The 25,638-nt window shown below is 70.3% G+C and carries 26 protein-coding genes; 13 read left to right on the top strand and 13 right to left on the bottom strand.

Features of this window, described 5'->3' with window-relative positions; genetic code table 11:
• Positions 1-206 precede the first annotated feature (206 nt).
• On the top strand, positions 207-701 hold the full coding sequence (locus ACFW48_RS00965; RefSeq protein ID WP_386309155.1) for a DUF3145 domain-containing protein: 495 nt from the start codon (positions 207-209) through the stop codon (positions 699-701).
• A gap of 93 nt (positions 702-794) precedes the next feature.
• Here ACFW48_RS00965 and ACFW48_RS00960 read toward each other — a convergent pair whose 3' ends face one another.
• The 5 genes from ACFW48_RS00960 to fasR form a co-directional block, all read right to left on the bottom strand.
• Positions 795-2,075, bottom strand: coding sequence for a beta-ketoacyl-[acyl-carrier-protein] synthase family protein (locus ACFW48_RS00960; protein ID WP_386309153.1), 1,281 nt, complete (start codon positions 2,073-2,075; stop codon positions 795-797).
• Between the two features lie 87 nt (positions 2,076-2,162).
• A complete protein-coding gene (locus ACFW48_RS00955; protein WP_055416733.1) occupies positions 2,163-2,411 on the bottom strand; it encodes an acyl carrier protein in 249 nt (82 codons plus the stop codon).
• A gap of 102 nt (positions 2,412-2,513) precedes the next feature.
• Positions 2,514-3,545, bottom strand: coding sequence for a ketoacyl-ACP synthase III (locus ACFW48_RS00950; protein ID WP_386309151.1), 1,032 nt, complete (start codon positions 3,543-3,545; stop codon positions 2,514-2,516).
• Between the two features lie 16 nt (positions 3,546-3,561).
• Positions 3,562-4,491: an ACP S-malonyltransferase gene (locus tag ACFW48_RS00945; RefSeq protein WP_386309148.1), complete on the bottom strand. Its 930-nt coding sequence runs from the start codon at positions 4,489-4,491 to the stop codon at positions 3,562-3,564.
• Positions 4,492-4,580: 89 nt separating this feature from the next.
• Positions 4,581-5,786 (bottom strand): fatty acid biosynthesis transcriptional regulator FasR, encoded by a 1,206-nt coding sequence (gene fasR / locus ACFW48_RS00940; protein WP_386309146.1) that lies wholly within the window; start codon positions 5,784-5,786, stop codon positions 4,581-4,583.
• Between the two features lie 62 nt (positions 5,787-5,848).
• Between fasR and ACFW48_RS00935 the strand changes: the two genes are divergently transcribed.
• Positions 5,849-6,499, top strand: a complete 651-nt coding sequence (locus ACFW48_RS00935) for a pirin family protein (protein WP_386310224.1) — start codon at positions 5,849-5,851, stop codon at positions 6,497-6,499.
• Here ACFW48_RS00935 and ACFW48_RS00930 read toward each other — a convergent pair.
• Both ACFW48_RS00930 and ACFW48_RS00925 read right to left on the bottom strand, forming a co-directional pair.
• On the bottom strand, positions 6,496-7,320 hold the full coding sequence (locus ACFW48_RS00930) for a serine hydrolase domain-containing protein (protein ID WP_386309144.1): 825 nt from the start codon (positions 7,318-7,320) through the stop codon (positions 6,496-6,498). The genes ACFW48_RS00935 and ACFW48_RS00930 overlap by 4 nt on opposite strands.
• 17 nt (positions 7,321-7,337) lie before the next feature.
• The gene (locus ACFW48_RS00925) at positions 7,338-7,805 is read right to left on the bottom strand and encodes a GNAT family N-acetyltransferase (RefSeq protein ID WP_386309141.1); all 468 of its coding nucleotides are present in this window, start codon (positions 7,803-7,805) and stop codon (positions 7,338-7,340) included.
• Between the two features lie 126 nt (positions 7,806-7,931).
• Between ACFW48_RS00925 and ACFW48_RS00920 the strand changes: the two genes are divergently transcribed.
• On the top strand, positions 7,932-8,417 hold the full coding sequence (locus tag ACFW48_RS00920; RefSeq protein ID WP_386309139.1) for a MerR family transcriptional regulator: 486 nt from the start codon (positions 7,932-7,934) through the stop codon (positions 8,415-8,417).
• The gene (locus ACFW48_RS00915; RefSeq protein WP_386309137.1) at positions 8,414-9,430 is read left to right on the top strand and encodes an aldo/keto reductase; all 1,017 of its coding nucleotides are present in this window, start codon (positions 8,414-8,416) and stop codon (positions 9,428-9,430) included. The genes ACFW48_RS00920 and ACFW48_RS00915 overlap by 4 nt, the downstream gene beginning before the upstream one ends.
• Here the strand turns inward: ACFW48_RS00915 and ACFW48_RS00910 are convergent, their stop codons facing one another.
• The 3 genes from ACFW48_RS00910 to ACFW48_RS00900 all read right to left on the bottom strand — a co-directional run bounded on the left by ACFW48_RS00910 (position 9,431) and on the right by ACFW48_RS00900 (position 12,327).
• Entirely contained in the window at positions 9,431-10,279 is an 849-nt protein-coding gene (locus ACFW48_RS00910; protein ID WP_386309136.1) for a DUF4429 domain-containing protein, read from the bottom strand.
• Between the two features lie 65 nt (positions 10,280-10,344).
• Positions 10,345-11,562: an alpha/beta hydrolase gene (locus ACFW48_RS00905; RefSeq protein ID WP_386309134.1), complete on the bottom strand. Its 1,218-nt coding sequence runs from the start codon at positions 11,560-11,562 to the stop codon at positions 10,345-10,347.
• Positions 11,563-11,634: 72 nt separating this feature from the next.
• A complete protein-coding gene (locus ACFW48_RS00900) occupies positions 11,635-12,327 on the bottom strand; it encodes a TetR family transcriptional regulator (protein ID WP_386309132.1) in 693 nt (230 codons plus the stop codon).
• A 145-nt stretch (positions 12,328-12,472) separates the two neighbouring features.
• Here ACFW48_RS00900 and ACFW48_RS00895 point away from each other — a divergent pair, with 145 nt between their 5' ends.
• Positions 12,473-14,095 carry an MFS transporter gene (locus ACFW48_RS00895; RefSeq protein WP_386309130.1) on the top strand — a complete coding sequence of 541 codons (1,623 nt, stop codon included), beginning with the start codon at positions 12,473-12,475 and terminating at the stop codon, positions 14,093-14,095.
• 274 nt (positions 14,096-14,369) lie between these two features.
• A complete protein-coding gene (locus ACFW48_RS00890; protein ID WP_386309128.1) occupies positions 14,370-14,675 on the top strand; it encodes a small hydrophobic protein in 306 nt (101 codons plus the stop codon).
• On the opposite strand, the gene ACFW48_RS00885 is transcribed toward ACFW48_RS00890, so the two are convergent.
• Together ACFW48_RS00885 and aceE are read right to left on the bottom strand one after the other, a co-directional pair.
• The gene (locus ACFW48_RS00885; protein ID WP_386309126.1) at positions 14,660-15,520 is read right to left on the bottom strand and encodes a potassium channel family protein; all 861 of its coding nucleotides are present in this window, start codon (positions 15,518-15,520) and stop codon (positions 14,660-14,662) included. The two genes, ACFW48_RS00890 and ACFW48_RS00885, sit on opposite strands and share 16 nt — an antisense overlap.
• A gap of 84 nt (positions 15,521-15,604) precedes the next feature.
• Positions 15,605-18,361 carry a pyruvate dehydrogenase (acetyl-transferring), homodimeric type gene (gene aceE / locus ACFW48_RS00880; protein WP_386309124.1) on the bottom strand — a complete coding sequence of 919 codons (2,757 nt, stop codon included), beginning with the start codon at positions 18,359-18,361 and terminating at the stop codon, positions 15,605-15,607.
• A 386-nt stretch (positions 18,362-18,747) separates the two neighbouring features.
• Here aceE and ACFW48_RS00875 point away from each other — a divergent pair, with 386 nt between their 5' ends.
• The 6 genes from ACFW48_RS00875 (at position 18,748) to ACFW48_RS00850 (ending at position 23,266) form a co-directional block, all read left to right on the top strand.
• The gene (locus ACFW48_RS00875; RefSeq protein ID WP_055416717.1) at positions 18,748-19,185 is read left to right on the top strand and encodes a DUF3052 domain-containing protein; all 438 of its coding nucleotides are present in this window, start codon (positions 18,748-18,750) and stop codon (positions 19,183-19,185) included.
• A 126-nt stretch (positions 19,186-19,311) separates the two neighbouring features.
• On the top strand, positions 19,312-19,770 hold the full coding sequence (locus ACFW48_RS00870; RefSeq protein WP_121746765.1) for a peroxiredoxin: 459 nt from the start codon (positions 19,312-19,314) through the stop codon (positions 19,768-19,770).
• Between the two features lie 138 nt (positions 19,771-19,908).
• Entirely contained in the window at positions 19,909-20,484 is a 576-nt protein-coding gene (locus ACFW48_RS00865) for a calcium homeostasis/redox stress adaptation protein (RefSeq protein WP_053130137.1), read from the top strand.
• Positions 20,485-20,593: 109 nt separating this feature from the next.
• Positions 20,594-21,169, top strand: coding sequence for a TerD family protein (locus ACFW48_RS00860; RefSeq protein WP_386309121.1), 576 nt, complete (start codon positions 20,594-20,596; stop codon positions 21,167-21,169).
• 49 nt (positions 21,170-21,218) lie between these two features.
• Positions 21,219-22,361 (top strand): DUF475 domain-containing protein, encoded by a 1,143-nt coding sequence (locus tag ACFW48_RS00855; RefSeq protein ID WP_386309119.1) that lies wholly within the window; start codon positions 21,219-21,221, stop codon positions 22,359-22,361.
• 167 nt (positions 22,362-22,528) lie between these two features.
• Positions 22,529-23,266, top strand: coding sequence for a Tellurium resistance (locus tag ACFW48_RS00850; protein ID WP_386309117.1), 738 nt, complete (start codon positions 22,529-22,531; stop codon positions 23,264-23,266).
• A 48-nt stretch (positions 23,267-23,314) separates the two neighbouring features.
• Here the strand turns inward: ACFW48_RS00850 and ACFW48_RS00845 are convergent, their stop codons facing one another.
• Positions 23,315-24,247 (bottom strand): TerD family protein, encoded by a 933-nt coding sequence (locus ACFW48_RS00845; RefSeq protein ID WP_386309114.1) that lies wholly within the window; start codon positions 24,245-24,247, stop codon positions 23,315-23,317.
• A 208-nt stretch (positions 24,248-24,455) separates the two neighbouring features.
• On the opposite strand from ACFW48_RS00845, the gene ACFW48_RS00840 reads away from it, so the two are divergent.
• Positions 24,456-25,622 carry an HpcH/HpaI aldolase/citrate lyase family protein gene (locus ACFW48_RS00840; RefSeq protein WP_386309112.1) on the top strand — a complete coding sequence of 389 codons (1,167 nt, stop codon included), beginning with the start codon at positions 24,456-24,458 and terminating at the stop codon, positions 25,620-25,622.
• The last annotated feature ends 16 nt before the right edge of the window (positions 25,623-25,638 follow it).

The raw sequence follows: 25,638 nt of genomic DNA, 5'->3' as shown, positions 1-25,638 counted from the left end.
GCGCCAGGGTTCCCGAGGGCGGAGATGCAACGGCTCACACCCGTACAAGCGTCCTGCCGGGTGAATGGCGGAGGTTTGTCGGCACCGGGACCGACGGTACGTCACACTCCTTGCTCCGTCGCACGGTAGCCTCGCCATCAACGTGGCCCGCCCGGCCGCGACCGTTCCGCCCGTTCCGAGATGTCCCGCTCAGCCCGGAGGTTCCGGTGACGACACGTGGAGTTCTGTACGTGCACTCCGCGCCGCGCGCGCTCTGCCCGCACGTCGAGTGGGCCATCGCCGGGGTGCTCGGCACGCGCGTCGGCCTGGACTGGATCCGGCAGCCCGCCGCGCCCGGCACCTGGCGCTCGGAGTTCTCCTGGCAGGGCCAGGCCGGCACCGCCTCCAAGCTCGCCTCCGCACTGCGCGGCTGGCAACTGCTGCGCTTCGAGGTCACCGCGGAGCCGTCCGCGAACGCCGAGGGCGAGCGCTACAGCTGCACCCCCGACCTCGGCATCTTCCACGCCGTCACCGGCATCCACGGCGACATCCTCATCCCCGAGGACCGGCTGCGCGCCGCCCTGGTCCGCTCCCGGCGCGGCGAGACCGACCTGGAGTCCGACATCGCGGGGCTCCTCGGCAAGCCCTGGGACGACGAACTCGAACCCTTCCGCTACGCGGGCGAGGGCGCCCCGGTCCGCTGGCTGCACCAGGTGGTCTGACCTCCCCCGACCTCCCCGCCGGCATCCGCCGCTCCGACGCGTGAAGGGCCCCCACCGTCCGGTGGGGGCCCTTCACGTACGTACGGCTGTGACTCAGACCGTCCGGAACGCCAGCACCACGTTGTGGCCGCCGAAACCGAACGAGTCGTTCAGCGCGGCGATCCGGCCCTCGACGGGCAGCTTCCGGGCCTCACCACGGACGATGTCCGCGGCGGCCTCGGCCTCGGGGTCGAGGTTCTCGACGTTGATGGTCGGCGGCGCCACCCGGTGGTACAGGGCGAGCACCGTCGCGACGGACTCCACGCCGCCCGCGCCACCGAGGAGGTGGCCGGTCATCGACTTGGTGCCGGAGACCGCCATGTGGTCGACGTCGTCCCCGAGGACCTTGCGCAGGGCCTTCAGCTCGGCGATGTCCCCGGCCGGCGTCGAGGTGGCGTGCGCGTTGACGTGCACGATCTCGGCCGGGTCGAGGTCGGTGTTGTCCAGCAGGTGCTGCAGGGCGTGCGAGATGCCGCGGCCCTCCGGCTCCGGCTGCACGATGTCGTGGCTGTCGGCGGAGATGCCCTGGCCGACCGCCTCCGCGTAGACGCGGGCACCGCGTGCCGCGGCGTGCTCGGCGGACTCCAGGACGAGGACGCCGGCGCCCTCACCGAGGACGAAGCCGTCGCGGCCCGTGTCGAAGGGGCGGGAGGCGCCCTGCGGGTCGTCGTTGTTCTTGGACATCGCCATCATGTTGCCGAACGCGGCGATGGGCAGCGGGTGGATCGCCGCCTCCGTGCCACCCGCGACGACGACGTCGGCGCGGCCGGTGCGGATCATCTCGATGGCGTAGCCGATGGCCTCGGCGCCCGACGCGCAGGCGGAGACCGGCGTGTGCACGCCCGCCCGGGCGCCCACGGCGAGGCCCACGTTGGCCGACGGGCCGTTCGGCATCAGCATGGGGACGGTGTGCGGGGAGACGCGGCGGACGCCCTTCTCCTTGAGCACGTCGTACTGGTCGAGCAGGGTCGTCACGCCGCCGATGCCGGAGGCGATGACCGCGCCGAGCCGGTCGGGGTCGACGCTGCCGCCCTCGGCAGCCTCGCCGGCCTTGCCGGTGAAACCGGCGTCCTTCCAGGCCTCCTGCGCGGCGATCAGCGCGAACTGGGCCGAACGGTCCAGACGGCGGGCCTGGGGCCGCGGGATGACCTCGGAGGGGTCCACGGCGACCGGTGCGGCGATGCGGACGGCCTGGTCGGCGGCCCACTCCTGCTCCAGGGGCTTGACGCCGGACTTGCCGGCGACCAGGCCTTCCCAGGTAGAGGCTGCGTCGCCACCCAGCGGTGTGGTTGCGCCGATACCGGTGACGACCACGGTGCGATTGGTCGAGCTCACGGGAATTCTTTCTCCAACGGGATACGGATTCGTACGGCGCCACCGCCGGGTGGCGGGGCAGTCAGCCCAGAGGCAGTGATCGGGTGATCAGCTCTGGTGCTTGAGGATGTACTCGGTCGCGTCGCCGACCGTCTTGAGGTTCTTGACGTCCTCGTCCGGGATCTTGACGTCGAAGCGCTCTTCGGCGGCGACGACGACCTCGACCATGGACAGCGAGTCGACGTCCAGGTCGTCGGTGAAGGACTTGTCCAGCTGGACGTCCTCAACCGGGATGCCGGCGATCTCGTTCACGATCTCGGCGAGACCGGCGACGATCTCTTCCTGAGTGGCGGCCATGATGGCGCTCCTTCGTTGTTTTCAGAGGGTGTGGCGGCCCGCCGCGTCAGCGGCAGGTGTTGCTGGTCTCCGTTCCGGACCACGTGATCCGGCACGGAGTGCCTAGGGGAGGGTAACGACCGTCGCGGCGTAGACGAGACCCGCCCCGAAGCCGATGACGAGCGCGGTGTCGCCGCTCTTGGCCTCGCCGGTCGCCAGGAGCCGCTCCATCGCGAGCGGAATCGAGGCGGCCGAGGTGTTGCCGGTGGTGCGGATGTCACGGGCGACCATGACGTGCTCCGGCAGCTTCAGTGTCTTCACCATCGAGTCGATGATCCGCACGTTGGCCTGGTGCGGGATGAAGACGTCCAGGTCGTCCGGGCTGATCCCGGCCGCGTCCAGCGCCTGCTGGGCGACCTTCGCCATCTCGAACACGGCCCAGCGGAACACCGCCTGGCCCTCCTGCGTGATCGCAGGAAACTTGACGTTGCCCTCGGAGTCGAGGGGCAGCTCGGAGACGTCGCCGATCCGGAAGCGGTCCCACGGCACCGTCTGCTTGATCGTCTCGGACTTGTCGCCCTCCGAGCCCCAGACGGTCGGGCCGATCGCCGGCTCCCGGGACGGGCCGACCACGACCGCGCCGGCGCCGTCGCCGAACAGGAAGGCCGTGGCCCGGTCCTCCAGGTCGGTCAGGTCGGAGAGCCGCTCCACGCCGATGACCAGGACGTACTCCGCCGAGCCCTCGACGATCATGCCCTTGGCCAGGGTCAGGCCGTATCCGAAGCCCGCGCAGCCCGCCGAGATGTCGAAGGCCGCGGCCTTGTTCGTGCCGAGCTTGTCGGCGATCTCGGTGGCGATGGCCGGGGTCTGGCTGAAGTGCGACACGGTCGAGACGACCACGGCGCCGATCTGCCCGGTGTCGATCCCGGCGTCCGCGATGGCCTTGCCGGAGGCCTCGATCGACATCGCCGCGACGGTCTCCTCGGGCGACGCCCAGTGCCGCGTCTCGATGCCGGAGCGCGAGCGGATCCACTCGTCGGACGAGTCGATCTTCTCGAGGATCACCTCGTTCGGCACGACCCGGGTCGGGCGGTAACCGCCGACGCCGAGGATGCGCGCGTACGGGGCGCCCTTGCTGGGCTTGATCTTCGACATGCTCTCGCGCTCCTTGTCAGGCCTGCTGGCCGTGCTCGGCGACGAGCTCGCGGGCCGCGTCGAGGTCGGCGGGGGTCTTCAGGGCCAGCGTCTTCACGCCCGGCAGCGCGCGTTTGGCCAGCCCGGTCAGCGTGCCGCCCGGGCACACCTCGATCAGCGCGGTGACGCCCAGCTCCTGGAACGTCTCCATGCACCGGTCCCAGCGGACCGGGTTGGCGACCTGGCCGACGAGGCGCTCCAGCACCTCGGCGCCGGTGGCGACGGCCCGCCCGTCCTTGTTGGAGACGTACGTCACCTTCGGGTCGGCCGGCGTGAGGGCCTTCGCGGCCTCGGCGAGCTTGTCCACCGCGGGCGCCATGTGGTGCGTGTGGAACGCGCCGGCCACCTTCAGCGGGACGACCTTGCGCACGCCCTCGGGCTTGTCGTCGTTCAGCGCGGCCAGCTGTTCCATGGTGCCGGCCGCCACGATCTGACCGGCGCCGTTCACGTTCGCCGGGGTCAGGCCGAGCTTCTCCAGATGCGCCACGCTCACCTCGGGGTCGCCGCCGAGCAGCGCCGACATCCCGGTCTCGGTGACCGCGGCGGCCTCGGCCATGGCCAGGCCCCGACGGCGTACGAGGGTCAGCGCGGCGGAGTCGTCGAGGACGCCCGCGAACGCGGCGGCGGTGATCTCGCCGACACTGTGGCCCGCGACCGCGCCCGGCGCGATCTCAGAGATGTCACCGAGTGCCGCGGCGGAGAGGAGCCCGGCGGCCACGAGCAGCGGCTGCGCCACGGAGGTGTCACGGATCTCGTCCGCGTCGGCCTTCGTGCCGAAGTGGGCGAGATCGAGTCCAATGGCGTCGGACCACGCGGCGACGCGGTCCGCGGCACCGGGAAGGGCGAGCCAGTCAGTCAGGAAGCCGGGCGTCTGGGCACCCTGGCCGGGAGCGACGAGTACGAGCACTCTCACACTCTCTCTTGAGGACGGCCACGGCCGCCCGTGGGGACAGGGACGAAGAACACGAGGGGGTTTTGTGGGCCCTCGACAAAAGCTTAGAGTTGCTGATCTCCATCGGCCAGACGCCCCAGGATGAGCGCGATCCGCAGTGTGAACGCAGACCGTACATCAGAGGGTGACCATCCGGTGACGTCAGTCACACGTCGGAGCCGGTAGCGCACGGTGTTCGGGTGAACGAAGAGCATCCGGGCGGCGCCCTCGAGACTGCTCGCCTGTTCGAGATAGACGCTGAGCGTCTCCAGCAGCGCGGCCCCGGCCTCCTCCAGTGGTCTGTAGATCTCCTCCACCAGCTGCACGCGGGCCGAGGGGTCGGAGGCGATCGCGCGCTCCGGCAGCAGATCGTCCGCCAGCACCGGGCGCGGCGCGTCCGGCCAGGCGGTGCACGCCTTGAGCCCGGCCGCGGCGGCCTGTGCGGACCGGGTCGCGGCCAGCAGGTCCGGCACCACCGGCCCGGCCACCACGGCGCCCTGCGCGAACGGCCCGATCAGCGACTTCGCGACCGCCAGCGGGTTGTCGCTGCCACCCGCGATCACCACCAGCCGGTTCCCGAGCACCCCGGTCAGCACCTGGAGCTTGGCGTGCCGGGCCGCGCGCCGGATGGCCTCCACGGTCAGCTCGGAGTCACCGTCGGGAGCGGTGCCCAGCACCACGCACACGTGCTCGGGCGAGTTCCAGCCCAGGGCGGCGGCGCGGGACACGGCCCCCTCGTCGGCCTCCCCGCTGAGCACGGCGTTCACGACCAGGGACTCCAGCCGCGCGTCCCAGGCACCGCGTGCCTCGGCGGCCTGCGCGTACACCTGGGCGGTGGCGAACGCGATCTCCCGGGCGTACACGAGCAGTGCCTCGCGCAGCACCGACTCGTCGCCGGGAGCGGCGACCTCGTCGATCGCGGACTCCATGACCTCGATCGTGGTCCGCACCATCTCGACGGTCTGCCGCAGCGTGATCGCCCGGGTCAGCTCGCGCGGCGCGGTGCCGAAGACGTCGGTGGAGATGGCCTGCGGGGCGTCCGGGCGCCGGAACCACTCGGTGAAGGCGGCGATGCCCGCCTGGGCCACCAGCCCGATCCAGGAGCGGTTCTCCGGTGGCATGGCCCGGTACCACGGCAGCGTCTCGTCCATCCGCGCGATGGCCTGCGCGGCAAGCGACCCGGAGGACTGCTCCAGCCGCTTCAGGGTCGCGGTGTGCGGGTGGACGGCGTGCGCCCCGGGCTCGGGCATGCTTGTTTCGGGTTCGGGCACGTGGACAAGACTGCCTCATCGGGACGGGTGAGCGTGTCGCCGGGTCTACGGTGGACGACGTGATGGACGTACGGCGCGCCGACGAGCGCTACCCCGGAGGCGACGCGGCGGCCGGCATCGAGTCGCGGCACGCCTTCTCCTTCGGACCCCACTACGACCCCGGCAACCTGCGCTTCGGGGCGCTGATCGCCTGCAACGAGGAGCGCCTCGCGCCCGGCGCCGGCTTCGACGAGCACCCGCACAGCCACACCGAGATCGTCACGTGGGTGGCCGAGGGCGAACTGACCCACCGCGACACCGCGGGCCACGAGACGACCGTCCGCGCCGGGGACGTGCAGCGCCTCAGCTCGGCGGGCGGCGTCCGCCACGTCGAGCGCAACGACGGCGCCGCGCCCCTGACCTTCGTCCAGATGTGGCTGGCCCCGCGCGAGCCCGGCGGCGACCCCGCCTACGAGATCGTCCGCGGCATCGCCGACTCCACCCCGTACGCCGTGCCCGAGGCGGGCGCGATGCTGCACGTGCGCCGCCTGGCGGCGGGGGAGCGGACGGCGGTGCCGGACGGGGCGTACGTCTACGTCCACGTCGTGCGCGGCGACGTACGCCTGGACGGCGAGGAGCTGGGCCCGGGCGACGCGGCCCGCGTCACGGACGCCGACGGCGTGGACGCGGTGGCGGTGACGCCGGCCGAGCTGCTCGTGTGGGAGATGTCCTAGACCTCGGCGACCTCGGCGAGCACCGCGTCCGTGAAGGCCGGCCACACCTCGGCCGCCCAGGGGCCGAACGCCCGGTCGGTGAGCGCCACGCAGGCGAGCCGGGCATCGGGGTCGATCCACAGGAACGTACCGGACTGTCCGAAGTGCCCGAAGGTGCGCGGAGAGGACGACGCGCCCGTCCAGTGCGGGGACTTGGAGTCGCGGATCTCGAAGCCCAGCCCCCAGTCGTTGGGGTTCTGGTGCCCGTAGCCCGGCAGCACGCCCTTCGTCCCCGGGTACTGCACCGTCATCGCCTCGGCGACCGTGCGCGGGTCCAGCAGCCGCGGCGCCTGCACCTCGGCGGCGAAGCGCAGCAGGTCCTCGACCGTGGACACCCCGTCCTTCGCCGGGGAGCCGTCGAGGGCGGTGGCCGTCATGCCCAGCGGCTCCAGCACGGCCTGCCGCGCGTACTCGGCGAACGGGATGTCCGCCGCCTTCGCGATGTGGTCGCCGAGCTGCTCGAAACCGGCGTTGGAGTACAGCCGACGCTCCCCGGGCGGGGCGGTCACCCGGTGCTCGTCGAAGGCCAGACCCGAGGTGTGCGCGAGCAGGTGACGGACCGTCGACCCGGCGGGACCGGCGGGCTCGTCCAGCTCGACGGCACCCTCTTCGTACGCGACGAGTGCCGCGTACGCCGCGAGCGGCTTGGTGACCGAGGCGAGGGGGAACCGCTGCCCGACCGGGCCGTGGGTTCCCAGGATCGTGCCGTCGGCTCGTACGGCACCCGCCGCGGCGGCGGGGACCGGCCAGTTCTCGATCAACGCGAGGCTCTTCAAGGACATGCCACCGAGCCTAAGGCTCACAGGTGGAGCCTCATGGAGGGGGTCGTGTCGCGTGTGAAGCCGAGGGACTCGTAGAGGGGCTCAGCGTCGGGGGACGCGGTGAGCATGACGTGCCCCGCGCCCCGCTCGCGGAACCACTCCAGCAGCTCGTCCATGCAGGCGCGGGCATACCCGCGCCGCCGGGCGTCCGGGTCGGTGGCGACGCTGAAGACGTACCCGAGCAACCCGCCGGGTCTGTTCGGCCCCCCGATCCGGTACTCCAGCGTGCCCACCACCAGCGCCGCCAGCGCCTCCGGCCGCTCGGGGTGGTCGACGACGAACGCCGCGAACTCCCCGTCCGGGTCGGCCAGCCGGACCCGCAGCGCGGGCAGGGACGCGGCCTGCCAGCCGGTGGGGGAGGCGGGACTCACCGAATCGATCATCACCTGACGCAGACGGAGCACTTCCTCCGCGTCCTCGGCCACGGCACGCCGTACGAGACTCATGCCGGCACGCTAATGACCGGCCGCAGCGCGTGTCCCGCGGATTTCCCGCGGCGGCCCGCTCACCGCGTCGCCTTCTCACCGTGGCCGCTTGCTTGGAGTGCACTCCAAGGCCATAGCGTGGAGCGCATGACGGTGATGCAGACCACTGCCGGGACCCTCGGGCCGAACGCCACCAGAACAGACATCTGCTCCGCCCCGCCCCGGCGCCACCCGCGCCCCGACGGGCAGGACCACTACACCATCAGCGAGGTCGTCGCCTTCACCGGACTGACGGCCCACACGCTGCGCTGGTACGAGCGGATCGGCCTGATGTCCCACATCGACCGCTCGCACACCGGGCAGCGCCGCTACAGCAACCGCGACCTGGACTGGCTCGACTTCGTCGGCAAACTGCGCCTGACCGGCATGCCGGTCGCCGACATGGTCCGGTACGCGGAGCTGGTGCGCGAGGGCGAGAGCACCTACCTCGACCGGCGGGAACTGCTGGAGTCCACGCGCCGCGACGTGCTGGCGCGGATGGCGGAGCTGCAGGACACCCTCGCCGTACTCGACCGGAAGATCAGCTTCTACGGGGACGCCGGACGCACCCGTGAAGGGGAGAGGACCCGATGACCGACAGCAGGATCCCGACGGTGCGGCTCGGTGACGACGGCCCGGAGGTGGGCGTCCAGGGCCTCGGCTGCATGGGCATGAGCTTCGGATACGGCCCGTCGGACGCCGACGCGTCGCGGGCGACCCTGGAGAGGGCGCTGGAACTGGGCGTCACGCTCTACGACACGGCCGACGCGTACGGGGCGGGCGAGAACGAGCGGTTCCTGTCGCCGTTCTTCAAGGCCCACCGCGACGAGGTCGTCATCGCGACCAAGTTCGCCCTGTCGATCCCGCCGGACGAGCCGACGAAGCGGATCATCCGCAACGACCCGCCGTACATCCGCCGGGCGGTCGAGGCGAGTCTGAGCCGCCTGGGCGTCGACGTGATCGACCTCTACTACATGCACCGGCGCGACGTGAACGTGCCGATCGAGGAGACCGTCGCCGTCATGGCGGACCTGGTCCGCGAGGGCAAGGTGAAGCACCTCGGGCTGAGCGAGGTGACGGGCGACGAGCTGAGGGCCGCACGGACGGTGCATCCGATCGCCGCCGTGCAGTCGGAGTGGTCGCTGTTCAGCCGGGACATCGAGGCGGGCGTGGTGCCGGCCGCCCGCGAACTCGGCGTGGCCCTCGTCCCGTACTCGCCGCTCGGCCGGGGCTTCCTCACGGGCGCCTTCGCCGACGCCGACCAGGACCTCACGGCCGGTGACTTCCGCCGGCAGCAGCCCCGCTTCACCGGCGGCAACGCGGCGGCCAACGCGGCCCTGCTCGACCCGGTCCGCACGGTCGCCGAGGCCCACGGCGCCACCCTCGGCCAGATCGCCCTGGCCTGGGCCCAGCAGCAGGCGCGGGTGCACGACCTGCCGGTGATCCCGATCCCGGGCACGCGGAAGCCGACGCGGGTGGCGGAGAACGCGGGCGCGACGCGGATCGTCCTCACCGAGCAGGAGCTGTCCCTGCTGGAGCCGATCGCGGACAAGGTGGCGGGAGACCGGTACGCGGACATGTCGTTCACGTCCGCCGGACGTGAGTAGTCACAGCTCCGCCAGCAACTCCGCCTTCTTCGAGGAGAACTCCTCGTCCGTCACCAGCCCCGCCTGATGCAACTCCCCGAGGTGCCGGATCCGCTCGGCGATGTCCGCGGGATCGCGCCGGGGAGCGGGCACCGGAACCGGCACCGCCGGGCCGCGGTCCCGCACCGCCGCCAGCACCGCCGCAGCGAACGGCAGTGACTCGTGCACCGGCCCGTACCCGAGCCCGAACACCACCGAAGCGGGGTCCTGGTCGGCCTGCGGAGCGACCGCCGAGGCGTCCCGCGGCAGCAGCCGCAGATACCCCTCGAACACCTCGGGGGACCGCCACTCCACCCCGCCCAGGCCGGCGACCGGGAAGGTCTGGTCGCCGGCCTTCCACTTCGCCGACGACGCGCCCGTCCACGACCACCGGAACGTCACCGACGTCCCGTCGAAGGACGCCTTGCCGTCGTACGCCTTGAAGTGCAGCGGCGCCTCGGGCGCCGGGACCAGGTACCGCTCGGTCTTGCCGGACTCGCTCAGCAGCCCCCGCAGCTCGTCGGCGTAGTACTCCGCGAGCGTCTCCCGCTCGGCGGGCAGCACCAGCCGGTACGGGTCGCTGCCCTCCTTCAGCTGTCCGGCCGCCGCCTCCATCAGCGGATCGGCGCCCGGGCGCGGCTCGACGCGCAGCACGACGGTGCCCCGCCTGCCGGGCGTGAGCGTCACCCCGGCGATCGCCTCCAGAGGGACACGGCGTTCCCCCAGCGCCTGGAACAGCTTGGGTGTTCGAATCCCCCGTTCGTAGCGGATGAGCACGGAGTCGGACTCGAACTCCCAGGCGGCATGAAATCCGGCCAGTACGTCACCCATACGGCTCATCGTATGCGGCACGAGCTCCTCCGTCCCTCCTCGTGCAAACCGGAGTTTCTGCGCCTCTACGCGCGTCCGGCCGTCGCTGTTGCGGACAGACCCGCCCGGCATGTGTCGTCTTCCGCGGCGCAGGCCAGTGTGCGGTATGCGCCAACGCCGATCTGCGCGAAGTTCCGCAGGCTCTCCGTGCCCGGTACGAAGTAGCCGCCGTGTCCCTCGGCGCCCCGCGCGGACAGCACCCGCGCCCCGAACGCCGCGGACACCGGATCGGCGCCGTGCCCGAGACCGCCGACCTCCAGGTAGGGCACGTCCTGGATCCAGTCGTCGGCGTCCCGCATCGCCCACACGCGGGCGGAGGTGCGCAGGCCGGTGACCTTCTCGACGCGCATGCCGGGGCTGCCGGCCACCGCTATGTCGGTCACCCGGCCGGGCAGCGTGTCGGCGGCGAGGCCGCACACCACCGAGCCGTAGCTGTGGCAGAACAGCGAGACGGGGGACCGGCCGGGCAGCGCGCGCAGCAGCGCGTTCAGCCGCACGGCCCCGTGCTCGGCGCGCGTCGCCGTCGCCGCCTCCAGGCCGAGGCCGCTGGGGGAGGTGTAGTCGGCCCAGGCGATCACGGCCGTACGCGTGTCCGGGCTCGCCGTGCGCTCGGCCGTGTACAGCGACTCGCCCATGCCGACGGGCGCCGAGTACTTGCGGTCGGTGCGCTGGAAGGTGAGCAGCTCGGTGGCCACGCCGGGCACGACGACGGACACGCGCTCGGCGCGGTTCAGGTTCCCGAACACCTCGGCGACCTTGCCCGAGCCCGCCGGGTCGAAGGCGAGGATGTGGCGGTCGGGGTTCAGCAGCGAGTCGTAGCCGTGCGCCCGCCGGCCCGCCTCGCGCTGCCCGGACAGGGACAGGCGCTTGTCGTGCATGCGCAGTCGCTCCACGGCCCGCGCCTTGCGGAGCGCCGCGCGGTTGGCGAGGTAGCGCAGCTCGACGGGGGCGCCGTTCATGTTGCCGACGGCGAGCGGGTAGCGCCGGGCCAGGCTCGTGCGCTGCCATTCGGTGAGCGAGGCGAAGAAGCGGGCCAGCCGGGAGGGGGCCGCCTGCGCGTCCGGCAGCCGGCGTCCGTCGATCCGGCCGTGCTCCCATGCCGAGACCGACGCCTCGAGGGCCGTGGGGTCCCGCTGGTTGCGCAGGGCGGTCCAGCCGGTGGTCGCCAGCATCACGAACACCACGGCCAGGGCGAGCAGCGCGCGCCAGACGTTCAGCTGCGGGGAGGTGTCGAAGGAAGTCACTGGGAGGACACACTAGGAGAACGGGACGGTCTCGCGTGAATCCAGTGACGCGGATCACGTTTCGGCCGGGTGCTACGGGGTTGGTTCCGCTCGTCCGGGCTGTTCGGCCCGTCCGTAACCGGGGTCGCCCCGCCAGTTCCCGGTGAGGGCGGGTTCCACCTGATCGAGGTAGGAGGAGGTCAGGTCGCGCAGCGCCGCGAGACTGGCGTCCTCCCGCGCCGACCAGATCCGCTCGGTCACCCGCATCACCGCTCCGAACACGGCCACGACCACGCGGGGCCGCGGGTCCGCGTCCACGTCCAGACCCTCGCGGTCGGCGATGACGCGCGCGATCTCCTCCTCCAGCTCCGTCGCGCGCCGCAGATGCGCGGCCAGCAGCGCGGGCGTCGACTCGATCACCCGGTAGAACCGCATGTGCAGTTCGAGCGGGACCAGCTGCTCGACGGACTCGCCGATGGTGTCCCAGCTCGTCACGAGGGCTTGGCGCATCGCGTCCAGCGGTGCCTCGACGGGCGGTCGGCCGCGTACGGCCTCGACGAAGTGCGACTCCGCGAGCCGCGACACGAAGAAGGCCGCCTCCTCCTTGCTGGCGAAGTAGCGGAAGAAGGTGCGCTGCGAGACATCGGCCGTCTCGGCGATGTCGTCGACGGTCGTCTCCTCGTAGCCGCGCTCGGTGAACAGTTCGAGAGCGGAACGCAGCAGCGTGTCCCGGGTGCGCTGCTTCTTGCGTTCGCGCAGGCCGGGTGGGGTGGCTGTGTCCGCCATGTTCAAAGGTTCGCTCCTCGGATCGGCGCGGGCGTGTTGCCTCGCCGTTCGTTTTCGCAGTTCAGGCTATCGGGAGATGTCGTGTCAGTTACCGACTAGTGAAATGGTTTGTCAACTGTCAGTGGCTGTCATTAGCCTCGAATGTATGACTAGTCAGACCACCATCGACAAGACGGGGGCGGAGGGCGGGGGAGCGTCGTCCGGCCCGTCGGGCCCGGCGCCGGCCAGCGGACTGCGCGGCCACCCGTGGCTCACCCTCATCACCGTTGCTGTAGGGGTCATGATGGTGGCCCTCGACGGCACCATCGTGGCCATCGCCAACCCGGCGATCCAGGTCGACCTGAAGGCCAGCTTCGCCGACGTCCAGTGGATCACCAACGCCTACTTCCTCGCCCTCGCGGTCTCCCTGATCACGGCGGGCAAGCTCGGTGACCGGTTCGGGCACCGGCAGACCTTCCTCATCGGAGTGGTCGGCTTCGCCGCCGCCTCCGGTGCCATCGGCCTGTCCGACACCATTCCGCTGGTCGTCGCCTTCCGTGTGCTCCAGGGCGTGTTCGGCGCCCTGCTGATGCCGGCCGCGCTCGGCCTGCTGCGGGCCACCTTCCCGGCCGAGAAGCTCAACATGGCCATCGGCATCTGGGGCATGGTCATCGGCGCCTCCACCGCGGGCGGCCCGATCCTCGGCGGTGTGCTGGTCGAGCACGTCAACTGGCAGTCCGTGTTCTTCATCAACGTGCCGGTGGGCGTCCTCGCCGTCGTCCTCGGCGTCATGATCCTGCTGGACCACCGCGCGGAGAACGCACCGCGCTCCTTCGACGTCCTGGGCATCGCACTGCTCTCCGCGGCGATGTTCTGCCTGGTCTGGGCGCTCATCAAGGCCCCCGAGTGGGGCTGGGGCGACGGCAGGACGTGGCTGTTCCTCGTCGCGTCCGTCGCGGGCTTCGGGCTGTTCGCCTTCTGGGAGACGAAGGTCAAGGAGCCGCTGATCCCGCTGGGGCTGTTCCGCTCCGTACCGCTGTCGGCGGGTGTCGTTCTCATGGTCATGATGGCGATCGCCTTCATGGGCGGCCTGTTCTTCGTGACGTTCTACCTCCAGAACGTGCACGGCATGAGCCCGATCGACGCCGGCCTGCACCTGCTGCCGCTCACCGGCATGATGATCGTCGGCTCGCCGCTCGCCGGAGCGATGATCACGAAGGTCGGCCCGCGCATCCCGCTCGCGGGCGGCATGGCGTTCACCGCGCTCGCCATGTACGGCATGTCCACGCTGGAGAAGGACACCGGCAGCGGCATCATGTCGCTCTGGTTCGCCCTGCTGGGCCTGGGCCTCGCGCCCGTCATGGTCGGCGCCACCGAGGTCATCGTCGGCAACGCGCCGATGGAGCTGTCCGGCGTCGCCGGCGGCCTCCAGCAGGCGGCGATGCAGATCGGCGGCAGCCTCGGTACGGCCGTGCTGGGTGCCGTGATGGCGTCCAAGGTCGACAGCGACCTGGCCGGCAACTGGGCGGACGCCGGCCTTCCGGAGCTGCCGCCGGAGCAGCTGGGCCAGGCCTCCGAGGCGGTCCAGGTCGGCGTGGCGCCGGTGGCCGAGGGCATGCCGGAACAGATGGCCGCGAAGGTCACGGAAGTCGCGCACGACACGTTCCTCTCCGGCATGAGCCTGGCCTCGCTCGTCGCCGCCGGTGTCGCGGCCGTCGCCGTGCTGGTCGCGTTCCTCACCAAGCGTGGTGAGAACGCGGAGGCCGGCGCGGGCGTGGGCCACATCTGACGGAACGCCGGGCGCGTCCGGGCCACTCCGTCCGTCTCCGGCCCGTCTCCGGCCCATCTCCGGCCCTGTTCGCCTATCCGGGTGACAGGGCCGGAGAACCCTCCCCTCCGACGGAGCCCACAGGTCACAGTGGGTCAAGTCCTCCGCAGGGCACGGAGGCGAGAAGCTGCGGCGCGCTGCTGGAGGGGGGCAGCGCGCAGGCAGCGCGTTCGCGGCAGGCATAAGGCGCCGCGCCGGGGTACCCGAACTCTACGAGGAGTTCAGGGAGTTGACGATGGCGAGCTTCGGACAGGGAACGCGCGGGCACCCCCGCTCACGTGGCCGGACGTGGTCACGGACCGGGCCGGATCGCGCGACGCTCGCGGTCGTCGGAGTCATCTGCGCGGTCGCCGGGTTCTTCGTGCTGGGGATCGTCCTCGGCCCCGTCGCGATCGCCTGCGGCTGGCTCGCCATGGGCCGAAGCCGGGCGGGTTCCCGCCCGGTACCGGCCGTGGTCGCCCTGGTCCTGGGCATCATCGACACGCTTGTGGCGGTCGTCTGGCTCGCCGGGGCGGCGTCGCCGGGCTACGGCATGTTCTGACCAGGCACGGCCAGCGGCTCCCGAGGCCGGTGGCTCGGGGGTGTCCCGTCGGCGCGGCCGCCGGACACGGCGTCGTCCCGGGACGAGTCCGGCACCGCGCCGCCGGACCTTCGCAACTCGGCCACCTCCGTCCGCAGCGCCCGGACCTCCTCCGTCAGCGCGTGAATGGCCTCCGTCCGCCGCCGCCCCTCCACATCGTCCCGCTCGAACCTGGCGATGAACCAGGCCGCGATGTTCGCGGTCACCACACCGAGCAGCGCGATCCCGGAAAGCATCAGGCCGACGGCCAGGACCCGCCCCATCGCGGTGGTCGGCGCGAGATCCCCGTACCCCACGGTCGTCATCGTCGTGAAGGACCACCACATGGCGTCACCCAGGGTCCGGATGTTCCCGTTCGGCGCGGTCCGCTCCACCGACAGCACGGCCAGCGACCCGAAGATCAGCAGCCCGACCACCGAGCCGGCGACGTAGGTCGTCAGCCGGATCTGCGAGGCCATCCGCGCCCGCCGTCCGACCAGGAGCAGCGTCGAGACAAGTCGCAGCAGTCTGAGCGGCTGCAGCAGCGGCAGAACCACCGCGCAGAGGTCCAGCCAGTGGGTGCGGACGAACCTCATGCGGTCCGGGGCGAGGCGCAGCCGCACCAGGTAGTCGAACGTGAACGCCCCCCACACCACCCACTCGGTGACCAGGCACGCCCGCGTCACGGCCGGGCCCGCCGAGCCGTCGACGATCGGTGTCGCGTAGGCGACGGCGAACAGCACGGCCAGCGCCAGCAGAGGCCGCTGGGTGTGCCGCTCCCAGCGTTCCTGCGCCGTTTGCCGTCCTGTGTCCGCGTCGGTGCTCATGACCGCATCGTAGGTCCCCCCACCCGGACGGCCGGGAGGCGGCGGACTCCGAAGCCCGCCGCCTCCCCGCACACCGCCGACGTGCTACGCGTCACCGCCCGCGACCCCCGGATCCGCCGCCGCCACATCGAGCAGCCGATACCGGTCGATCGCCTGCTTCAGCACCGACCGGTCCACCTTCCCCTCCCGCGCCAGCTCGCTCAGCACCCCCACCACGATCGACTGCGCGTCGATGTGGAAGAAGCGCCGTGCCGCACCGCGCGTGTCCGCGAAACCGAACCCGTCCGCGCCCAGTGACTGGTACGTCCCCGGCACCCATCGCGCGATCTGGTCCGGAACCGACCGCATCCAGTCGGACACGGCCACGAACGGCCCCTGCGCACCGGCCAGCTTCCGCGTCACGTACGGCACCTGCTGCTCCTCCTCGGGATGCAGCAGATTGTGCTCCTCGCACGCCACCGCCTCGCGCCGCAGCTCGTTCCAGGAGGTCGCCGACCAGACGTCGGCGCGCACGTTCCACTCCTCGGCGAGGATCCGCTGCGCCTCCACCGCCCACGGCACCGCGACCCCGGACGCCATGATCTGTGCCGGGATCGAACCGTCCGTGCCCTCGCTGAAGCGGTGGATGCCCTTGAGGATGCCCTCGACGTCCACGTTCGCAGGCTCGGCGGGGTGCCGGATCGGCTCGTTGTAGACGGTGAGGTAGTAGAAGACGTCCTCGCCGTGCGGGTGCTGCTCGTCCCCGCCGTACATCCGGCGCAGACCGTCCTTGACGATGTGCGCGATCTCGAAGCCGAAGGCCGGGTCGTACGCGACGCACGCCGGGTTCGTCGAGGCCAGCAACTGCGAGTGGCCGTCCGCGTGCTGGAGGCCCTCACCGGTCAGAGTCGTACGGCCCGCGGTCGCGCCCAGTACGAAACCGCGCGACAACTGGTCGCCCATCTGCCAGAACTGGTCGCCGGTGCGCTGGAAACCGAACATCGAGTAGAAGACGTAGACCGGGATGAGCGGCTCGCCGTGCGTGGCGTACGCCGACCCGGCCGCGATCAGCGAGGCCGTGCAGCCGGCCTCCGAGATGCCGTCGTGCAGCATCTGCCCGGTCGGCGCCTCCTTGTAGGCGAGCAGCAGGTCCCGGTCCACGGACTCGTACTGCTGCCCGAGCGGGTTGTAGATCTTCGCACTCGGGAAGAACGAGTCCATGCCGAACGTCCGGTACTCGTCCGGCGCGATCAGTACGAACCGTTTGCCGATCTCCTTGTCCCGCATGAGGTCCTTGAGCAGCCGCACAAAGGCCATCGTCGTCGCGATGGACTGCTGCCCCGACCCCTTCTTCACGGTCGCGTACGTCTTGTCATCGGGCAGCGGGAGCGGCTTCGACCGTACGACGCGGGTCGGCACGTAGCCGCCGAGACCCAGGCGGCGGTCGTGCATGTACTGCATCTCCTCCGTGTCCCGACCGGGGTGGTAGTACGGCGGCGGGCCGGACTCCAGCTCCTTGTCGGAGATGGGCAGGTGCAGCCGGTCGCGGAAGCGCTTGAGGTCGTCGACCGTCAGCTTCTTCATCTGGTGCGTGGCGTTGCGGCCCTCGAAGTTCGGGCCCAGCGTCCAGCCCTTGATCGTCTTGGCCAGGATGACCGTCGGCTGGCCCTTGTGCTCCAGGGCCGCCTTGTACGCCGCGTAGATCTTCCGGTGGTCGTGACCGCCGCGCCCCAGGTGCAGGATCTGGTCGTCGGTCATGTTCTCGACCATCGCGCGCAGCCGGTGGTCGTCGCCGAAGAAGTGGTCGCGGATGTAGGCGCCGGACTCGGTGGCGTACGTCTGGAACTGCCCGTCCGGCGTGGTGTTCATCCGGTTGACCAGCACACCGTCCCGGTCCTGGGCGAGCAGCGGGTCCCAGGTGCGGTCCCACACCAGCTTGATGACGTTCCAGCCGGCGCCCCGGAAGACCGACTCCAGCTCCTGGATGATCTTCCCGTTGCCGCGCACCGGGCCGTCGAGGCGCTGGAGGTTGCAGTTGACGACGAAGGTCAGGTTGTCCAGGCCCTCGCGGGCGGCGATGGACAGCTGGCCCAGCGACTCCGGCTCGTCCATCTCGCCGTCGCCGAGGTAGGCCCACACGTGGGACTTCGACGTGTCCGCGATCCCGCGCGCGTGCATGTAGCGGTTCATCCGCGCCTGGTAGATCGCGCCGATCGGGCCGAGGCCCATGGAGACCGTCGGGAACTCCCAGAAGTCCGGCATCGACCGCGGGTGCGGGTACGACGAGAGGGCGTTGGGCGCCGCGGACTTCTCCTGCCGGAAGCCGTCCAGGTGCTGCTCGCTGAGCCGGTCCAGCAGGTACGCGCGCGCGTAGATGCCCGGCGAGGCGTGTCCCTGGAAGAAGACCTGGTCACCGCCGTCGCCCTCGTCCTTGCCCCGGAAGAAGTGGTTGAAGCCCACGTCGTACAGGGACGCCGAGGAGGCGAAGGTGGCGATGTGGCCGCCGACGCCGATACCCGGCCGCTGCGCGCGCGAGACCATCACCGCGGCGTTCCAGCGGGTGGCGTTGAGGATCTTGCGCTCGATCTCCTCGTTGCCGGGGAAGAAGGGCTCGCTCTTGGTCGGGATGGTGTTGACGTAGTCCGTGCTGCGCATCTCGGGCACGGCCACGCGCTTCTCGCGGGCCCGCTCGATCAGCCGCAGCATCAGATAGCGCGCCCGTTCCCGGCCGCGCTCGTCGACGGCGGCGTCGAGGGAGTCGAGCCACTCCTGGGTCTCCTCGGGATCGAAGTCAGGGACCTGACTCGGAAGGCCGCCAATGATGATCGGATTGCGATCACTGCGATCGGATGCGGAAGCCACGCTGTTCCTTCGCTGTCAGAGGGCCACATTGCCGGGTGTCCACGCCGATTCCCCGCCGATTCCCCATCGTGTACCTCGCGGGGGCAAACGTCATCTGTACCGTGGGGTAACCGGTTCCCCCATGGGGATCGGGGGCACGTTCATTCGAGTCTCGTACCCACACATGGTTCCCAAATACGCAAACGGGGCAGATAGGTGTGGTGTACGTCACCTTTGGTCTGGACGGCATGGCTGGAGTTGCGGCGACACGGCCGGGATCGTCACCGTTTCGGCGGTCCCAGTCGCCGGGTACTTGCGCGATCCGTCCCGCCCGTGTGGACTACGGCCAATGCTTCGCGCACGCGCGTGGCTGAGATATTCACCAAGACATGATCAGGAGGCAACCCGTGAGCGCGACCGCGGACCACGCGGAGGAGCGGACGAACCCTGCCGTCAGGCTGGGGTTCCAGCCCGGGCAGGTGGTCCAGGAGATCGGCTACGACGACGACGTCGACCAGGAGCTCCGCGAGGCCATTGAGGGCGCCGTCGAGGGCGAGCTGGTGGACGAGGACTACGAGGACGTGGCCGATGCCGTCGTGCTGTGGTTCCGTGACGACGACGGCGACCTGACGGATGCGCTGGTGGATGCCACCACGTACATCGAAGAGGGCGGGGCGATCCTGCTCCTCACGCCGAAGACCGGCCGTTCGGGGTACGTCGAGGCCAGCGACATTTCGGAAGCCGCGACGACGGCCGGACTGACGGCGTCCAAGAGCGTCAGCGTCGGAAAGGACTGGAGCGGCAGCCGGCTGGCTACGCCCAAGGCCGCCAAGTCCAAGCGGTAGCCGCCCAGGCTCCGCACCACACCCGGACCCCGTACGGGCCGACCGCCGTCGGCCCGTCCGCGGACCCGCGATGATCCCTGCGTAGGGTGGTTCCAGCGAACCACCCTACGAAGGGACGAACAGGACATGGCGCTCCAGGTCGGCGACAAGGCCCCCGACTTCGAACTCAAGGACAACCACGGCGCGACCGTCCGGCTGTCCGACTTCCGCGGGCGGAAGAACGTCGTGCTGCTCTTCTACCCGTTCGCCTTCACCGGCGTGTGCACCGGCGAGCTGTGCGAGGTGCGCGACAACCTGCCGCAGTTCTCCGACCGTGACACCCAGGTGCTCGCCGTATCCAACGACTCCATCCACACCCTGCGCGTGTTCGCCGAGCAGGAGGGTCTGGAGTACCCGCTGCTGTCCGACTTCTGGCCGCACGGCAACGTCTCGCGCGCGTACGGCGTCTTCGACGAGGACAAGGGCTGCGCCGTCCGGGGCACCTTCATCATCGACCAGGAGGGTGTCGTCCGCTGGACCGTCGTCAACGGTCTGCCGGACGCCCGTGACCTGACCGAGTACGTGAAGGCGCTCGACACCCTGTGATCGAGACGTGATCGACACTGTGCGATTCGTCGGTTCCAGGGCCTGCGAGGGGCGGGAACCCGTCACTAGGATCGAATCGTTGATCCGATATCCACGCACTACGGGGCTCCCCGCCCCATGGACACCAATGGAGGACTCGTGGGAGTCAGCCTCAGCAAGGGCGGCAACGTATCGCTGACCAAGGAGGCCCCCGGCCTGACCGCGGTCATCGTCGGTCTGGGGTGGGACATCCGCACCACGACCGGTACCGACTTCGACCTCGACGCCAGCGCGCTGCTGCTGAACAGCGGCGGCAAGGTCGCCAGCGACGCGCACTTCATCTTCTTCAACAACCTGAAGAGCCCGGACGGATCCGTCGAGCACACCGGTGACAACCTCACCGGCGAGGGCGAGGGCGACGACGAGCAGATCAAGATCGACCTCGCCACCGTCCCCGCCGACGTCGAGAAGATCACCTTCCCGGTCTCGATCTACGACGCCGAGAACCGCCAGCAGTCCTTCGGCCAGGTGCGCAACGCGTTCATCCGCGTCGTCAACCAGGCCGGCGGCGCCGAGATCGCCCGGTACGACCTGAGCGAGGACGCGTCCACGGAGACCGCCATGGTCTTCGGCGAGCTGTACCGGCACGGTGCGGAGTGGAAGTTCCGCGCCATCGGCCAGGGCTACGCCTCCGGCCTGCGCGGCATCGCGCAGGACTTCGGCGTGAACGTCTGAGTCACCGATACGTCCGAGGCCACCGCCTCGACCGTCCGGCGCCGCACGGTTTACGTGCGGCGCCGGACGCGCAGGAAACCCGAGAACCATCACCCGGGGAGGGATCACCATGGGCGTCACGCTTGCCAAGGGAGGCAACGTCTCCCTGTCCAAGGCCGCACCGAACCTCACACAGGTACTGGTCGGACTGGGCTGGGACGCGCGTTCCACCACCGGAGCACCCTTCGACCTGGACGCCAGCGCACTGGTGTGCAGCAGCGGCCGGGTGCTCGGCGACGAGTGGTTCGTCTTCTACAACCAGCTCAAGAGCCCGGACGGGTCGGTCGAGCACACCGGTGACAACCTCACCGGCGAGGGTGACGGCGACGACGAGTCGGTGCTGGTCGACCTCTCCGCGGTGCCGGCGCAGTGCGACAAGATCGTCTTCCCGGTCTCGATCCACATGGCCGACGAGCGCGGCCAGACCTTCGGCCAGGTCAGCAACGCCTTCATCCGGGTCGTCAACCAGGCCGACGGCCAGGAGCTCGCCCGCTACGACCTGAGCGAGGACGCCTCCACGGAGACCGCGATGATCTTCGGTGAACTCTACCGTTACCAGGGCGAATGGAAGTTCCGGGCGGTGGGGCAGGGGTACGCGTCGGGGCTCCGGGGCATCGCTCTAGACTTCGGAGTCAACGTTTCGTAAAGCCGCGTACGGCGCGGGGGAGCCCCGTACACACACGATTGGGTAGCCAGTGGTTCTGAAAACCTTCGGGTGGTCGTTCGCGGTCACCGCGCTCGGCCTGGTGGCCGCGATCTTCTACGGGGGGTGGGCCGCCTTCGGTATCGTGGCGATCCTTTCCGTCCTGGAGATCTCGCTGTCCTTCGACAACGCGGTGGTCAACGCCGGGATCCTGAAGAAGATGAATGCCTTCTGGCAGAAGATCTTCCTCACCATCGGCATCCTGATCGCCGTCTTCGGCATGCGCCTGGTCTTCCCGGTCGTCATCGTCGCGGTCAGCGCGTCGCTCGGACCCATCGAGGCCGTCGACCTCGCCCTCACCGACCAGGACCGCTACCAGGAGCTGGTGACGGACGCCCATCCGTCGATCGCCGCCTTCGGTGGCATGTTCCTCCTGATGATCTTCCTCGACTTCATCTTCGAGGACCGGGACATCAAGTGGCTGGGCTGGCTGGAGCGCCCGCTGTCCAAGCTCGGCAAGGTCGACATGCTGTCGGCCTGCATCGCCCTGATCGTGCTGCTCGTTTCCGCGATCACCTTCGGCGCCCACGCCCACCAGCACGGCGGCACGCACGCCGACAAGGCGGAGACGGTCCTGCTCTCCGGTATCGCCGGCCTGATCACCTACCTGGTCGTCGGTGGCCTGTCCGGCTTCTTCGAGGACAAGCTCGAAGAGGAGGAGGAGCGGGAGCACGAGGCCGAGGAGCAGGCCGAGCGTGCCGGCAAGCCCAAGTCGGCCGTCAAGCTGGCCGGTAAGGCCGCGTTCTTCATGTTCCTCTACCTGGAGGTCCTGGACGCGTCCTTCTCCTTCGACGGCGTCATCGGCGCCTTCGCCATCACCAACGACATCGTCCTGATGGCCCTCGGCCTCGGCATCGGCGCCATGTACGTCCGGTCGCTGACCGTCTACCTGGTCCGCGAGGGCACCCTCGACGACTACGTCTACCTGGAGCACGGCGCCCACTACGCCATCGGCGCCCTCGCCGTCGTCCTCCTGGTGACCATCCAGTACGAGATCAACGAGTTCATCACCGGCATGATCGGCGTGGTCCTGATCGGCGCCTCCTTCTGGTCCTCCGTGCGCCGCAACAAGCGGCTCGCCGAGGCCGGGGGAGACGGCGGCAAGGAGAAGGCGGAGGTCTCCTCCGGGGTGTGAAACCCTTCTGTACCCGGGCCGGGTTCGCTCCCGGTGCGCCTGCTCCTTCGGTGTGAACACGGCCCGGGCGAGGAACGCTCTGTGCGGGGCGGCCGACGAGGACGACTCCTCGGGGCCGCCCCGTCGGCGGTCCGCGGTCGGTGGTTCGAGCGAAGGTGGGGGCGGGAATGGGCTTCTTGGACGGTCTGTGGCGCGGTCGCGAGGCCGAGTTCGACTCGGGCAGCGCGGCGACCAACTCCATCCAGCTGACCAAACGGCACAGCCAGGTCTCCCTGACCAAACAGGGCGCGGCGACCGGCAACCTCCGCATCAACCTCTCCTGGCGGATGCGGACCTCGGACATCATGGGCACGCAACGCGAGAGCCTGCTGCGTCACCCCTTCAAGGCGCTCAAGCCCCCCGAGGTCGTCGGCCACAGCCAGAGCATGGTCAACGTCGACCTCGACCTGGGCTGCCTCTACGAGCTCCAGGACGGCACCCGGGGGGTCGTCCAGCCGCTGGGCGGCTTCCTCGGCGACGTCAACGGTCCGCCGTACGTCAAGCTCAGCGGCGACGACCGGTTCGGCTCGGCCTCCGGCGAGACGATCTACGTCAACCTCGACCACAAGGACGCCATAAAGCGCCTCCTGCTCTTCGCCTACATCTACGACCAGACCCCGGCCTTCGACCGGACGCACGCCATCGTCACGCTCTACCCGAGCAACGGACCCCGCATCGAGATAGGCCTCGACGAGCGCCATCCGCAGGCCCGGTCCTGTGCCGTGGTGATGATCGAGAACATCAAGGGCGAGATCTTCGTCCGTCGCGAGGTGAAGTTCGTGTACGGCTTCCAGGGGGAGCTGGACCGGCTGTACGGGTGGGGCCTGCAATGGGGCCGGGGGCACAAGAGCAAGGCGGAGCGCTGAGGCTCCGCCCGTACGGCTGATGAGGCTCCGCCCGTCCCGCCCAGGCGCCTACCGCCCGACGAACTGCGGTCCCTGCGGCGGCAGCCGGAAGTCAGGGTCGGGTGCCCCGGTGACCGGCGGCGGATAGCCGTAGCCGGGCTGCGCACCTGTGACGCCCGCCGCGGCGGGCGCCTGCGGATATCCGTACCCGGGCCGTCCGGCCGGCTGCGGGTAGCCGTAGGCCGGCTGTGTCGTCGGCGGCTGCTGCGGATAGCCGTACGCGGGCTGTGCCGGCACTCCGGCGGGCTGCTCCGGGGGCAGCGGTCGCGAGACCTCCGGGAGGGGCTGGACGGTCGTCGGCTGGTCGGGGTCGACCGCCGGCGGGCCGGGCGTGGACTGGGCGGGTGTGAGCGGGACGGGTTCCGGCCGAGGGGCCGACACGGGGTCGTCCGCTCCCTCCGACTCGTCCACCGAGATGCCGAAGTCGGTCGCCAGGCCCTTGAGCCCGTTCGAGTAGCCCTCGCCCAGCGCCCGGAACTTCCAGCCCTCCCCGCGCCGGTACAGTTCGCCGCAGATCAGCGCCGTCTCCTGGCCCGTCTCCGGCTTGACGTCGAAGTAGGCCAGCGGCTCCGCGTCGGCGGCCGCGGCGTCGTGCAGCAGGATGCGCAGCGACCGGACCCGGTCGAAGGCGACGCCGTCCGCCGAAGCGACCAGCAGGATGCGCCCCACGGACGGCTCGACCCCGGAGAGATCTGTCTGGATCGTGTCGGTCAGACCCTCGTCGACCCGCTTCTTGCCGAGCCGCCAGACCTGACCCGAAGGATGCCGGGGCTGGTTGTAGAAGACGAAGTCCTCGTCGGAACGCACGCGGTCGTCGGGCCCCAGCAGCAGAGCGGAGGCGTCGATGTCGGGGCCCCCCTGCCCGGGTGTCCAGCGCAGCACGGCGCGTACCGTGGTGGCTTGCAGCGGGACGTTCGACCCCTTCAGCATCGCGTGCGTCATGCCGTCATCCTGCCCTCTCGGTCCTGGTCACGACAACGCGGGGGCGGGTACTCGGGTCGTGTCCGCTCACCTCGGGTCGCCGCCGTCGACACGGCCGGGTTACCTGGAATTCATGCCCGGTGGGAAACTCCGACATGGATACGTACGTACTATTACCGGCCACCTTTGGACAGTTCACAGGTCGCCCAGACACCGCGGGGGAGTTTTAATGCGTCATTTCGGACAGATTGCCCCTGATGTGCGGAAGCGTCTCTTCCACCAGGAGCCCTGCGCCTTCACGCCGGACTCCCCGGCCCGGCTGCTGTCCGCGGCTCTGGGCGCCACGCTCTACAGCCCTGCCACCCGCCCCAGACTCGCCGACGACATCCTCAAGCAGGGCGAGAGCGGTGTGGTGTCGATGGTGCTGTGCCTGGAGGACTCGATCGACGACGCCGACGTGCCGGTAGGCGAGGCCAACCTCGTCCGCCAGCTCATGGACCTGGCGTCCCGTCCCGTCGACGACGTCCCCCTGCTCTTCGTCCGGGTCCGCACACCCGAGCAGATACCCGACCTCGTACGGCGCCTCGGCCCCGCCGTGCGGCTGCTGTCCGGCTTCGTGCTGCCGAAGTTCACCGAGGAACGCGGCATGCCCTTCCTGGAGGCGCTCTCCGCCACCGAGGCGGCCGCCGGCCACAGGCTCTTCGCCATGCCTGTGCTGGAGTCGCCGGACCTGCTGTACCGGGAGTCCCGCGTGCAGACGCTGGAGGGCATCTTCCGCGCGGTCGACAAGTACCGCGACCGCGTGCTCGCCCTGCGGCTCGGCGTCACCGACTTCTGCTCCTCGTACGGGCTGCGCAGGGGCCCCGACATGACGGCGTACGACGTCCAGATCGTCGCTTCCGTGATCTCCGACGTGGTGAACATGCTCGCCCGGGCCGACGGCACCGGGTTCACGGTGACCGGGCCGGTATGGGAGTACTTCCGCGTCCAGGAGAGGATGTTCAAACCGCAACTGCGGCAGAGCCCCTTCCTGGAGGTGCAGGCCGTCGAACTGCGCCAGAAGCTGATCGCACACGCGATGGACGGCCTGCTGCGGGAGATCTCCCTGGACCGCGCCAACGGTCTGCTGGGCAAGACCTGCATCCACCCCTCCCACGTGCTGCCCGTGCACGCGCTGTCCGTGGTCAGCCACGAGGAGTTCAGTGACGCCCAGGACATCCTGCGGCCGGAACGCGGCGGCGGGGGTGTACTGAGGTCCGCCTACACGAACAAGATGAACGAGGTGAAACCCCACCGCGCCTGGGCCGAGCGCACGCTGCTGCGTGCCGAGGTCTTCGGGGTGGCGAACGAGGACATCGGCTTCGTGGAACTCCTCGCCGCCGGCCTGTCCGACTGAACGCCCGGTCCGACCG

It is taken from the genome of Streptomyces sp. NPDC058812 (assembly GCF_042744565.1).
In the GTDB taxonomy this organism is placed as follows: domain Bacteria; phylum Actinomycetota; class Actinomycetes; order Streptomycetales; family Streptomycetaceae; genus Streptomyces; species Streptomyces thinghirensis.
This window is presented reverse-complemented; position numbering and strand designations above follow the sequence as displayed.

Bases quoted from the DNA above. Each gene is read 5' to 3' on its own strand.
- ACFW48_RS00935 (WP_386310224.1), top strand. From the start codon at position 5,849: ATGGACGTACGGCGCGCCGACGAGCGCTACCCCGGAGGCGACGCGGCG.
- ACFW48_RS00895 (WP_386309130.1), top strand. From the start codon at position 12,473: ATGACTAGTCAGACCACCATCGACAAGACGGGGGCGGAGGGCGGGGGA.
- ACFW48_RS00890 (WP_386309128.1), top strand. From the start codon at position 14,370: ATGGCGAGCTTCGGACAGGGAACGCGCGGGCACCCCCGCTCACGTGGC.
- ACFW48_RS00915 (WP_386309137.1), top strand. From the start codon at position 8,414: ATGACCGACAGCAGGATCCCGACGGTGCGGCTCGGTGACGACGGCCCG.
- ACFW48_RS00870 (WP_121746765.1), top strand. From the start codon at position 19,312: ATGGCGCTCCAGGTCGGCGACAAGGCCCCCGACTTCGAACTCAAGGAC.
- ACFW48_RS00885 (WP_386309126.1), bottom strand. From the start codon at position 15,520: ATGAGCACCGACGCGGACACAGGACGGCAAACGGCGCAGGAACGCTGG.
- ACFW48_RS00925 (WP_386309141.1), bottom strand. From the start codon at position 7,805: ATGAGTCTCGTACGGCGTGCCGTGGCCGAGGACGCGGAGGAAGTGCTC.
- ACFW48_RS00955 (WP_055416733.1), bottom strand. From the start codon at position 2,411: ATGGCCGCCACTCAGGAAGAGATCGTCGCCGGTCTCGCCGAGATCGTG.
- ACFW48_RS00845 (WP_386309114.1), bottom strand. From the start codon at position 24,247: ATGACGCACGCGATGCTGAAGGGGTCGAACGTCCCGCTGCAAGCCACC.
- ACFW48_RS00910 (WP_386309136.1), bottom strand. From the start codon at position 10,279: ATGGGTGACGTACTGGCCGGATTTCATGCCGCCTGGGAGTTCGAGTCC.
- ACFW48_RS00840 (WP_386309112.1), top strand. From the start codon at position 24,456: ATGCGTCATTTCGGACAGATTGCCCCTGATGTGCGGAAGCGTCTCTTC.
- ACFW48_RS00950 (WP_386309151.1), bottom strand. From the start codon at position 3,545: ATGTCGAAGATCAAGCCCAGCAAGGGCGCCCCGTACGCGCGCATCCTC.
- ACFW48_RS00930 (WP_386309144.1), bottom strand. From the start codon at position 7,320: ATGTCCTTGAAGAGCCTCGCGTTGATCGAGAACTGGCCGGTCCCCGCC.
- ACFW48_RS00850 (WP_386309117.1), top strand. From the start codon at position 22,529: ATGGGCTTCTTGGACGGTCTGTGGCGCGGTCGCGAGGCCGAGTTCGAC.
- ACFW48_RS00860 (WP_386309121.1), top strand. From the start codon at position 20,594: ATGGGCGTCACGCTTGCCAAGGGAGGCAACGTCTCCCTGTCCAAGGCC.
- ACFW48_RS00900 (WP_386309132.1), bottom strand. From the start codon at position 12,327: ATGGCGGACACAGCCACCCCACCCGGCCTGCGCGAACGCAAGAAGCAG.
- ACFW48_RS00920 (WP_386309139.1), top strand. From the start codon at position 7,932: ATGACGGTGATGCAGACCACTGCCGGGACCCTCGGGCCGAACGCCACC.